General features: G+C 43.9%; 12 protein-coding genes. 9 read left to right on the forward strand and 3 right to left on the reverse strand.

From position 1 onward, the window contains the following. The first annotated feature begins 211 nt into the window (after window positions 1–211). The 4 genes from CA600_RS29420 to CA600_RS29435 all read left to right on the forward strand — a co-directional run bounded on the left by CA600_RS29420 (window position 212) and on the right by CA600_RS29435 (window position 4,900). Complete coding sequence (locus tag CA600_RS29420) at window positions 212–541, forward strand: PadR family transcriptional regulator (RefSeq protein WP_094874645.1); 330 nt, start codon at window positions 212–214, stop codon at window positions 539–541. Then, on the forward strand, window positions 538–1,095 hold the full coding sequence (locus CA600_RS29425) for a DUF2812 domain-containing protein (protein ID WP_094874646.1): 558 nt from the start codon (window positions 538–540) through the stop codon (window positions 1,093–1,095). Before CA600_RS29420 ends, CA600_RS29425 begins: the two co-directional genes overlap by 4 nt. Window positions 1,096–1,316: 221 nt before the next feature. Then, window positions 1,317–4,406: a PAS domain S-box protein gene (locus CA600_RS29430; RefSeq protein ID WP_256990062.1), complete on the forward strand. Its 3,090-nt coding sequence runs from the start codon at window positions 1,317–1,319 to the stop codon at window positions 4,404–4,406. Window positions 4,407–4,507: 101 nt separating this feature from the next. Next, window positions 4,508–4,900, forward strand: coding sequence for a NusG domain II-containing protein (locus CA600_RS29435; RefSeq protein WP_256990063.1), 393 nt, complete (start codon window positions 4,508–4,510; stop codon window positions 4,898–4,900). On the opposite strand, the gene CA600_RS29440 is transcribed toward CA600_RS29435, so the two are convergent. From CA600_RS29440 to CA600_RS29450, 3 genes are all read right to left on the reverse strand, one after another. After that, on the reverse strand, window positions 4,893–5,768 hold the full coding sequence (locus tag CA600_RS29440) for a TIGR03943 family putative permease subunit (RefSeq protein ID WP_094874649.1): 876 nt from the start codon (window positions 5,766–5,768) through the stop codon (window positions 4,893–4,895). The genes CA600_RS29435 and CA600_RS29440 overlap by 8 nt on opposite strands. Before the next feature lie 48 nt (window positions 5,769–5,816). Next, on the reverse strand, window positions 5,817–6,728 hold the full coding sequence (locus CA600_RS29445) for a permease (RefSeq protein WP_306440430.1): 912 nt from the start codon (window positions 6,726–6,728) through the stop codon (window positions 5,817–5,819). Between the two features lie 74 nt (window positions 6,729–6,802). Next, complete coding sequence (locus tag CA600_RS29450; RefSeq protein WP_094874651.1) at window positions 6,803–7,831, reverse strand: CobW family GTP-binding protein; 1,029 nt, start codon at window positions 7,829–7,831, stop codon at window positions 6,803–6,805. A gap of 203 nt (window positions 7,832–8,034) precedes the next feature. Here CA600_RS29450 and rpmG point away from each other — a divergent pair, with 203 nt between their 5' ends. The 5 genes from rpmG to CA600_RS29475 form a co-directional block, all read left to right on the forward strand. Further along, window positions 8,035–8,184 carry a 50S ribosomal protein L33 gene (rpmG, locus tag CA600_RS29455; protein ID WP_094874652.1) on the forward strand — a complete coding sequence of 50 codons (150 nt, stop codon included), beginning with the start codon at window positions 8,035–8,037 and terminating at the stop codon, window positions 8,182–8,184. A gap of 50 nt (window positions 8,185–8,234) precedes the next feature. Next, window positions 8,235–9,443: a GTP-binding protein gene (locus CA600_RS29460; RefSeq protein WP_094874653.1), complete on the forward strand. Its 1,209-nt coding sequence runs from the start codon at window positions 8,235–8,237 to the stop codon at window positions 9,441–9,443. Window positions 9,444–9,657: 214 nt separating this feature from the next. After that, window positions 9,658–10,365: a metal ABC transporter ATP-binding protein gene (locus tag CA600_RS29465; protein ID WP_094874654.1), complete on the forward strand. Its 708-nt coding sequence runs from the start codon at window positions 9,658–9,660 to the stop codon at window positions 10,363–10,365. Continuing rightward, window positions 10,311–11,177: a metal ABC transporter permease gene (locus CA600_RS29470; RefSeq protein WP_094874655.1), complete on the forward strand. Its 867-nt coding sequence runs from the start codon at window positions 10,311–10,313 to the stop codon at window positions 11,175–11,177. The genes CA600_RS29465 and CA600_RS29470 overlap by 55 nt, the downstream gene beginning before the upstream one ends. Beyond that, on the forward strand, window positions 11,167–11,652 hold a 486-nt coding region (locus tag CA600_RS29475), incomplete at its 3' end, for a metal ABC transporter solute-binding protein, Zn/Mn family (RefSeq protein WP_179281777.1). The genes CA600_RS29470 and CA600_RS29475, both read left to right, overlap by 11 nt.

The raw sequence follows: 11,652 nt of genomic DNA on the forward strand, positions 1-11,652 counted from the left end.
GTGGAGGTTCGAGTCCTCTCGACCGCATCATCAAATAGGCTTATACAATTGCTCTTGGGCAGTTGTATAAGCCTATTTTTTATTTCTGAAGAAAGTGATGGTGGTCCAATTCTTACTGTAGCTATGCTTCGGAGCATAATATAGAGAAGATATTATAGGTATTTTGTATTGACAATTATATCGGTTACCGTAATAGAATGGAGATGGAATCATGCCTGAAAGCTCAGAAAGAGGAGCCTTAACAGAAGCTGTATTTTACATTTTATTGTCTTTATATACCGCAATGCACGGATACGCAATTATGCAGAATGTGAAGGATTTAAGTCATGGTCGAGTGGATCTTGGAGCGGGCACTTTATATGGAGCTATTAACACCTTGCTTGAGAAAAACTGGATAAGAGCTATAGAAGGGGAAGAAGGCTCCCGAAGAAAGGAATACGAAATTACTGAATTAGGGAAGACAGTGATTCAGGGGGAGCTTATCCGGTTGGAAGAGCTGATTGCTAATGGGAAGAGAATAGCTGGAGGTGAGTCGAAATGAAGCATGTGGTTCGCAAGCTGTTTTGGGATTTTGAGAAGGAAGAACAGTGGCTTAATGAAATGTCTGCCAAAGGGTTTGCCCTTTCAAGCTACTCCTGGTGTAAATATGTGTTTACTGACTCGCCTAAGAATGAGTATACGTATAGAATTGAACTTTTAGATAATGTGCCTACTCATCCGGAAAGCGTAGCATACCTCAAGTTTTTAGAAGAAAATGGAGTAGAGAGTGTTAGCAGCTATGTTCGCTGGATTTATCTTAGGAAGAAGTCATCCGAAGGTTCGTTTGATATTTACACGGATCTGGAATCCAAAATAAAACACTTTAAGCGAATTAACACGCTATGGAATTCTGTTATGTGGTTAGAGTTCATTGTTGGTTTAGCCAACATTCTCATTGGGGTAACGAATTATTTCAATTCATCCAGCAGCATTAGTTTAATAAACGTTGTTCTAGGCGGGCTTTTAATCCTTTTGGGACTTGTTTTTTTAAGAGCCGGTGCACCTATCCGTAAGAAAATTAAGAAGCTTCAACAAGAGAATTTAATAAGAGAATAGTTATTTTAAGTTGTGCTATGTACTAACAGCAAGCTCCCCGAGTGTTGGGGACTTGCTGTTTATTTTTTGTCTGTGAGGATAACACGCAATCTCTTTGATTTATACCAACCTATCATTTAGGACTCAGCTATCAAGCTTAATTACCGAAAAAAAGGTATACTGGAATAGATTACGAGATTGTAATAAAGTTTGTCCCCATCTCAAAAGAGGAGGCTACTCAGGTGTCTGAATTTCTTTTTAAGCAACTATACTTACGGTCTTCTATAGGGGTTGCAGTAGTCTCTCCCAAGGAAGGAACCTTGATTCAATCCAATCCGGCGCTTTGCCATATGCTCGGTTATTCTGAAGAAGAGCTTTTGAATATGCATTATTTAGATCTTATTTATCCAGACGATAAAATCGATGATGATCATTACGTTATCCTGAACAATCTCTTAGCAGATCCTGGGTCCGCGATGGAATTAGAAAGACGGTTCCTGTGTAAGGATGGCGAGATGATCTGGGTAGCACAACATATATTTCTGATTCTTCAGGAGAATTCTAGTGAACCTCTTGTCATGATTTCAGAACTAACGGATATCACAGACCGAAGACTTGCCGAAGATAAGATTCAGGAAGATCAACATTTATATAATTTGATCACAAAAAATACACCGGATATGATTTCTTTTGGCGAACCTGACGGTACGTTGCAATACGTGTCTCCTTCAGTGGAGCTGTTGTTGGGATATCCTGCAGATGAAATGATAGGCACGAAAAGACCTGATTATTATCACGTAGATGATGCCTTAGAGATGACAAAACACGGAAAACTCTATTCGGATACGGATGTGTATACACGTAGAGCCCGGCATAAGGACGGACATTATTTGTGGATCGAGAGCAGTTCACAGGTGGTACGTGATGAGCAGGGGCAAATCAAGCAGATATTAACCATCGGCCGCGATATTACACAGCGTAAGAAATATGAGGATATGCTGGCGAAAGCCCAATATCTTGCGAAAATGGGATCTTGGGAATGGGATGCGACAAAAGCGCGGTTGACGGTTTCTAGAGAAATGCGTAACATTTTCGGCTTTTCGTTAGATGAGAGTATTCATTCCTATTTTGATTACAGGCATGTTCTTTCCTGTATTGATCCAGCTGATTTTACAAGACTTGAAAAGCTAGTGCGTCAATCCTTTGCAAATGTGACGAATGGCGAAGCTATGGTTCGGATTAAAAGTGCGGATGGGATTTTGAAGTTTTTGGATGTACACTGGGAAGTGCTTAAGGATGAAGAAGGAAGAGTGCTACAGATCAGCGGGATTGCCCAGGATGTGACTGAACGTCATCGAATGGAGGAACAGATGCGTGATAGTGAGCAGAATTACCGACTTCTGTCGGAAAATTCAATGGATTTTATTTCACGAAATACAGCAGACGGACACCTCACCTATCTGTATGCATCACCGATTTGCCAGACAATGTTCGGTTATACACCGGAAGAAATGTACGAAACCAGAGGAATAGATTACATACATCCTGAGGACAAGGAGAAGGTAGTAACCTATCTTAGCAATTGTATGGAAGGCAAGAAGCTCGAGCCTGTGACCTTTCGGTTTCTTTGCAAAGATGGAACATATATTTGGACGGAGACAACACTTCGCTACATCTACTCGGAGACATTTGGAGGACAAGAGCTGGTGTGTGTAACCCGGGACATTGCGGAACGGGCGCGGCATTTTGAAGAAATAGAGAAGTTAAGTAACGAGCATGCTCTAATACTGAATTCAGTATCTGAAGGCATATTTGGTATGAATCTTGAAGGGGATACGATGTTCATCAACCCAGCGGCGATTACTATGCTAGGATACGATCCAACGGAATGGTTGAACAGCAAATTCCATACGATTCATCAGACTTGGCTGGATAATGAGCCATTCTTGGGCATCCAGAAGACGCTGATTCCCTCGCACTTCAATAATCGCTCTTTTGATGAGAAAGAGGGCGTGTTTTGGAGGCAAGATGGTTCCAGCTTTTTAGTCAGATATCACATGACTCCTCTTTTTGATGGAGAAGAGCGGATCGGAGCTGTTGTGGTTTTCCGGGATATCACAGAAGAGAAGGAGATTGTGCGAGCGAAGGAGTCTGCAGAGGAAGCGGATCGGGCGAAGTCGGAGTTTCTAGCGATCATGAGCCATGAGCTGCGTACACCTATGAACGGTATTATAGGAATGGCAGACTTGCTCTCAGGTACAGAGCTGGATGAAGAGCAAAGCTACTACACACAAATCATTAACAGTAGTGGAGAAGCATTGCTTCATATTTTGAATGAAGTGCTGGATTTCAGCAAAATTGAAGCAGGTATGATGACACTTGAACTGCAAATGGTGGATTTACGTGAAGTGATTCAGAACGTTAGTGAGCTATTCTATCCGAAGGTCAAAGAGAAAGGGTTGTTACTGACTATCAATATTGCACCTGATCTTCCATTTGTCGTTGTGACGGATGAGGCGAGATTGCGCCAAATTCTCGTGAACTTAGTGGGAAATGCGGTGAAATTTACGGAGACAGGTGAAATTAGTATTTCTGCCAGTCTGGAGGCTTCTCAAAAGTCAGGAAATATTATCGTTAAGTTCATGGTTAAAGATACGGGTTTGGGAATTCCAGTTGCCAGTCAAGGGTTATTGTTTCAATCGTTCTCGCAATTGCATCCTTCCATTAATCGTAAATATGGCGGAACAGGACTGGGACTGGCCATTAGTAAAAAGCTGGTGGAGCTGCTTGGAGGAGCGATTGGTGTAAGGAGTTGTGAGAAACATGGCTCAGAGTTCTTTTTCACCGTGGAGGTCTCTTTGCCCAAAGAGGAATGGAATCAGAAGGTAATGCTCCACCCTTCAGTGGATGCAGACAAAAGCAATAAACCTAACGCCAAAGCATCTGATACTGGAGAATATGGACCGATGTCTATTCTCATCGCTGAAGATCATCCTGTGAATCAGCAACTGATGCTGGCTTATATGAAAAAGAGGGGATACTTCCCTGACATTGCATCAAATGGCGAGGAAGCAGTTCGATCTGTGCTGTCCAAGGATTATGATCTCGTCTTTATGGATATTCAGATGCCAGTTATGGATGGGATAGAAGCAACAGGAATCATACGTGAGAAGCTCGGGCTGTCTCCTGTTATTATTGCGGCCACAGCGTTTGCCAGAAATGAAGATAAAGATATGTGTCTGAGTGCAGGAATGCAGGATTTCATCTCCAAGCCTATCTCTATAAAGGAGCTTGATAGGGTATTAAAAGATTGGTCTACTCGGATTCGTTAAGGATGAGGAGTGTCATTGACAAAAGGGCGTAAGATTAATATATTTGTAATCGTAATCATTACGAATATATTGTCGATGAAAGGATCCATACCTTGTTAAAGATGAAGCATGGCGATTTTGTAATCATTTTTTTAGCTCTATTCGCAGCAGGTTTGATCTACGGAATCAAGTGGTGGGACACCCGTAATGAACAGTATCAGCAAGGAGATTTGAAAGCTATAATTACGGTCGATGGTAAGGAATACAAGACCGTTTCTTTGACTAAAGAAGAGCAAATTATAGATATTCAATCGGAGTTTGGCCACAATACCTTAAAGGTATTTGATTACGGGATCCAAATGACATATTCTGACGCTCCTTTGCGAATCGCTTTAGAAATGGGGTTTATTTCTAGGCCAAAGCAACAAATCATATGTATACCCGCCCGTATTATGGTTGAAGTATTTAACCCTAACCGAGTGAATGATGAGGATGAGCTGGACGCAATTATTTAGTAGGTTTGGCCGTATTCTGCAAAGCTTTCCATGCCGTTATGGAGTCAGCACTCGTGTAAATGTAGGGTGTTGTTGGTTGCGCAATAGGTGTAATTGCTTCTGCGTGTATTTGCATCATTTCTTGGCCCTTGTATTGCACAACTTGAAGCTTGCCCCGAACCTCTATCCAGGTATCGGTGGGCAAGCTTTTTAATTTGCCGGAATCAACCAGCATCCCAAATGGAGTAGCATCGGCGGTACAGCACTGAACCAGAAATCTGCCAATGGCAAATGCATTCTCTGGCGTTTCACTATCATCGCGATACAGAAAACCGGAAACGGAAATTTCTTTGCCTTCAAATTGTTGTTTATACATGTCAATAGCACCTAGTGTTTCAGAAAAAATATCAGAATACACAGGGATAGTAGGCTGCGCATATAGAATCTTAGCTAGCTCAGTGAGCTCCTCATGATAAGGATCAATCGATTCGAATCTAACAGCATTGGTAGACTCTGATGGTAATGAGGAGAACGAAATCCCCTTTTTACTAGCGGCCATACTTCCCAAGGCACGATCAGGAAGTACAAATCCAAGCAACAGTGGAAAGAGGAATAATCCATAAAGCGCTGTACTTTTAAATATGGAATGAGGGAGGCGGTGCTCGCAGTCACATAGCACACTTCCCTTACCAAATAAGGCTTGAATAGCCAAGCTGAGCGCCATAAGTGTCAGAGGAATCGGACATAACTGAACCCAGCGTGCTAGCTTAGGCGCTACATAATAATGCAAAGCGTCCTGCTGCACTAGTTGCCCAATATAGAGAGCAAAGGCGAGCAGAATGACCGCCCTTAACAAATAGTGAAATCGGATGCTTCGAGAGTCATTCATACGCTTCCTCCTAACAATGCGGTAAGCATCTGCTTGTCACCTTTATGATCACAGCCATAAGGACATGAGTACGGCTCCAATAAATACGCTCGAAAAGATAAGAAAGAACAAATAAAGAGCAAATTTGGTCTTAAACAGCGAAAGTAACATCAATGAATTTTTGAAATCTAGCATCGGCCCAAATACCATAAAAGCGAGCAGTGCTCCTGCTGGAAAAGAATGTACAAAGGTGGAAGCTACAAAGGCATCTGAGGTGGAACAGAGCGAAAGCACAAATGCCAGTCCCATCATGAAAAAATAAGACCCGAGCGGCTTATCTCCGATCGCAGCCAAACTGTCCTGAACCATAAACGTCTGAATGCCAGCGGTCAATAGGCAGCCAATGATTAAGTATTTTCCCATCTCAAAAAACTCATCCGACGTATGCACGAAGACGGCGGCTAACTTTCCTCCGCGAGAATTATTATGATGAGTGTTAACGGTTTCGCGCTGAACGCTGAGGCGTATAGGGGACTTTTTCACCGTTGCATAGATAATCAAGCCTATAATACAGGCGACTATAAAAGCTAGACCCATCCGGGCATAGGCCAGTTCTGAGTGGTTGCGAAAGGCAGTCAGTGTTGCTCCATAGACGACTGGGTTTAGGATGGGTCCGGATAAGATGAACACAATCGCGACATAGACAGGCATACCCTTATGGATAAGTCGGCGGACAAGCGGGATCATTCCACATTCGCATACTGGGAATATAATTCCGAGCAGGCAAGCGAATAAAATAGCCAGAAACGCCTGCTTCGGAATCCACCGGGAGATCATTTCATCCGGGATAAAGACACGAAGCAGCGAGGATAATAAAGCTCCTGCTAACACAAACGGCAAGGCTTCTAGCAAAATCCCGATAAAGCCGGTTTTGAACGTGTCAATGTACGCGTTATCTAGTAGCTCCAGTTGATTAGGCACCCATATAAAACCAATGATAATCAGGAATGAGATCGGTAGAAGCAGCGGCAGTATTTTTAAAGGGGAAAGGGTAGTCAAGGCTCGAATAAGGTGGACCACCGATCTGCCAGCAGTTCCTCATCTAAATTTATCCCGATGAATACTACATAAGGCATTCCGGGGTAACGTGACGCCTCCCAGCTTGTACGCATTCCCGCATATTGGACAAGTTGAACCGGTTCCTGTTCGGACAAAAGGATATGTCCTTTGGCACGGAGCAGATTGTCACCCCATTCTTGAAAGAAAGCCTCTAGCCGTTCTTTGGAAGGCATTGTAGTCCCTGCTTGCGGAATGGTTAGCGTGATGGCGGTCACTTGGGAAAAAGAGGCATGGGACTCCTCTTGCCGTTCTTTTACTGCTGTGGCTCCCTGTTCTGAATTCATTTGTTTAAGTGTTGCGCCTTTAAAGGTTTGAGGTGCACGTTGTGGCGCGGGAGCGATGATTTTACGTGGGGTGATTCCTGATAATATCGGTGAAAGGTTGATTTCGCTGTAATGGGTATAAACGATTTCAGCCTCTGAATTTTGTTTTCGGACACCCTTTTCAATTCGCCATAAGGTTTCTGGCTCTACAAGATCGCTCTTATTAACGACAATGAGATCAGCGGAGGACAGCTGCTTGCGAAGGGTACGAACCAGCTGTTTGTCAGAAGAGAGTCTGCTGTTATATTCCAAGGCGTTCTCTGCATCCAATAAGGTGATCGTAAAATGTAATTCGACCCTTTCCTGTAGAGCGGATTCTTGTAATGTTTTGGAAATTTCTTCAGGGTTCGCGACGCCAGTAAGCTCGATATAAATAGCATCAGGCCGTCCTCTTAACAGTACCAGCAGGCTGTCTGCCAAATCCTCTTTACGGCTACAGCATACACATCCGTCCAGTAGCTTAGTCACGGTTGTACCCGTATGCTCCTGCAGAATATACCCATCAACATCTCTCTTTCCCAGCTCATTCATAACTACGCCAGGGTTCAGACCTCTTACCTTGCTCTCTTTCAGCAGGGACAATAGCAGAGTTGTCTTCCCGCTCCCCAGAAACCCGCTCAAAATAATTACTGGTATCTTCATGATCTCCACTCCTGCCTGATTCTCTTGGAAATACAAGAATCATATTTTTATAATTCCATCTATACGTGAGTTGTCCGCCAGAAAGACCACAAAGTTAAGAGAGTTGAAATATTTACAAGACGATAGTTGACAGAGTGTGAATAAACCGTGTACGATGTGTTAATCGTAATTATTACGATTTAACTAAAAAGGAGATGGAACCCATGAGAGTAACCATTACTTTAGCATGCACCGAGACAGGAGATCGCAACTATACCACTACGAAGAATAAGCGAAATCACCCAGAACGTATGGAAATGAAGAAATATTGCCCACGACTCAAAAGAGTTACATTACACCGCGAAACCCGGTAAGTGCTATAAATGCCAAACATAAATGCTAATCAATGATAGGAGTGTTCTGAATGAAAAAAATCCCGGTTACTGTGCTCAGTGGCTACTTAGGCTCTGGGAAGACAACGCTGCTGAATCATATTTTGCATAACCGTGACGGGCTTAAAGTGGCCGTTATAGTAAATGACATGAGTGAAGTGAATGTGGATGCAAATCTGGTGAAGTCGGGAAATACGCTGTCCAGAACCGAAGAGAAGCTGGTTGAAATGTCTAATGGATGTATTTGCTGTACACTTCGGGATGATTTGATTATTGAAGTGCAAAAGCTAACTGCTGAGGGACGATTTGATTACATCCTGATTGAATCCTCTGGCATTAGTGAGCCGGTACCCGTAGCCCAGACCTTTACCTACGCGAATCCCGAGCTAGATATCGATTTAACTTCACTTGCTCAATTGGATACGCTGGTGACGGTAGTGGATGCTGGGTGTTTCTGGCATGACTTCTCCTCTGGGGATAGTCTAATAGATCGTAATCAAACGGCTGGTGAGGGAGATTTCCGCGATATTGTAGATCTGCTGATTGATCAGATTGAAACCTGTGATGTGCTGCTGCTGAATAAGTGTGATCTGCTGCAAGAAGATGAACTCAACAAGCTTGAAGCTGTGCTCCGTAAACTGCAGCCAATGGCCAAGCTTATCCGCACGGTTAACGGTGTAGTCGATCCGAAGGAGATTCTGAATACTGGATTGTTTGATTTTGACAAAACAAGCTTGTCTTCGGGCTGGGTTGCGGAGCTGAATAAGGAGTCGCATACCCCTGAGACAGAGGAATATGGGATATCCTCTTTTGTCTATCGTCAGAGAACACCTTTCCATCCGCAAAGATTAAGTTTTTTCTTTAGCAACTGGCCGGAAGAGGTTGTTCGATCAAAAGGAGTAGTATGGGTAGCGGCCAAAGGGGATCTTGCAGCTACTTTAAGTCAGGCAGGACCTTCGATTCAGTTCGGACCTGCCGGTTACTGGCTGGCTACAATGCCTAAAGAGCAACAGCTGGAGGTGCTGGAAGAGGAACCTGAGCTGCGGGCGAAATGGGACGAGCAGTGGGGTGATAGAATTAATGAAATTGTATTTATCGGTGTAAACATGGATCAAGCTCAGCTCGAAGCCAGATTGGACAGATGTCTGCTGACAGCCGAAGAACTGAAGCTGGATTGGGCCAAGTTTAACAATCCATTACCATGGCCTGTTGAGGAGCTTCTAGCAGCCGCTGAAGAGTAGAACTATAGGGAGTTAGAGATGAAAAACCGGGATCCAGCAGGCTGGAATTCCGGTTTTTGCTATATGCTCAAGTAAATAATAGTTACTATTACGATTAATTTCTGGATTTGGGTTTACAAATCGTAATGATTACGATATTATCAATTTTGTTAATCGTAAAACTTACGATTTAAAAGCAAGGCAGACATAATCAGTCAGAAGGGAGGCGAGGCATATGATCCTATCATCCATGCGAAATGTAGTGTTCGGGTATGGGGATGAACCTGTACTTGATAACATTTCACTAGAGATTCATACCGGACAGTTTATTGGGATAACAGGACCTAATGGGGCTGCCAAGACCACCCTGTTGAAGCTTATGCTCGGCCTGCTCCGTCCATGGAGTGGAACGGTACATTTGAATAAAGCGCTGTCGGATAACGGGAAGTTAGTTATCGGGTACGTACCACAGCAGGTAGCTTCTTTTAACGCGGGGTTCCCAAGCAAGGTGATTGAACTGGTTCGCTCAGGTTGTTACCCAAGGCTGGGGTTATTTAGACGGTTCACACCGGAGCAGGACGAAATCGTTGAGCGAAGTTTAAGGCAGGTGGATATGTGGCATTTGCGAGACCGGAGGATAGGAGAGCTGTCAGGCGGTCAAAAGCAGAGGATCTGTATCGCCCGTGCCTTGGCACAGCAGCCGCAGATATTGGTTCTGGACGAACCCACTACAGGAATGGATCTGGACAGCCGCATAGGGTTCTATAAGCTAATGCGCCACGATGTCAGTGAACACGGTCGAACGGTAATCATGGTGACACATGCTCTGGAAGAGACCAGTTCCTATCTTGATACGGTGATCAGCTTGGAACGAAAGGAGGACGAAGGATGGCAATGTTTAGTTACGAATTCATGCAACGTGCATTTTGGGCCGGTGGGTTAATTGGCATTATCGGTCCACTGCTCGGGGTATATCTCATGCTTCGCCGTCAGGTGCTCATGGCAGATACCCTCTCTCATGTATCACTTGCAGGAGTAGCCCTAGGTTCGATCCTGCAGCTTAATCCAGCATTAAGTGGTTTCATGGTTGCGATTCTTGGCGGTATTGTTATCGAACAGCTTCGACGTTCCTATCGTACATACAGCGAGCTTCCGGTAGCTATTATTATGACCTCTGGACTGGCGTTGGCAGTTGTGCTTATGAGCTTAAAGCAGAATTTGAGTAAAAGCTTCAGCTCCTACCTGTTTGGTTCCATTGTTGCGGTCAGCGATACCCAATTGATGATTATTGCTCTCGTAGCTGTAATCGGCCTGCTCTATTTTATTGTTTTTCGCAGATCTCTGTATAATCTGACCTTTGATGAAGAAACCGCTACTATCAGTGGAGTTCATGTAGGCTGGTTATCCTTTTCGTTTGCGGTACTCACTGGGATGACGGTAGCGGCTGCGATGCCAGTTGTTGGGGTTTTGTTGGTTTCAGCACTTATTGTTTTGCCAGCATCGATCGCTTTGCGTATCGCGTCAGGTTTTGCGACAGCTATATGGATCTCGATTAGCGTAGGACTGCTTGGTGTGTTTAGTGGACTCAGTGCCTCTTATTACATCAATACACCGCCGGGTGGGACAATTGCGCTTATCTTGCTATCTTTTTTGTTAATTGCAATCTTGGTACAGAAGCTGATCAGGCTTAAAAATCGTCGTCACATTCAAAAATCTATTTCCAGAAAAGGAGCTACATCTCTCAATGAAATTTAGAAACCATCATCTAGCTATTTTGTCTCTATCCACCTTACTTTTTGCCGCAGGCTGCGGTAACAATAATGCAGTTAATTCTACTGCTTCGAAAGCCGCGAATGCCTCTGGAGCCGCAGAAGTTACTGCACTTCCAGAAGCCTCGAAATTAAATATTAAAGTCAGTTTTTATCCGATTTACGAGTTTGCGAAAAATGTGGCAGGTGATCTGGCAGAAGTAGAAGCACTCATTCCAGCTGGAATTGAGCCGCATGATTGGGAACCAACCGCTCAGGATATGGCTGAAATCTCAGATGCGGATATGCTGATCTATAACGGCGCTGGAATGGAAGGCTGGGTGGATCAAGTACTGGAAAGTGTATCCGGAAAATCATTAATCACGGTAGAGGCCAGCAAGGGCTTGGACATCATGGAAGGTACAGAAGAGGAAGAAGCGGAACATGCTCATGAAGAAGGCGAACATGTTCACGAAGAAGGC

Source organism: Paenibacillus sp. VTT E-133280 (assembly GCF_002264385.1).
Lineage (GTDB): Bacteria > Bacillota > Bacilli > Paenibacillales > Paenibacillaceae > Paenibacillus_AQ > Paenibacillus_AQ nitricinens.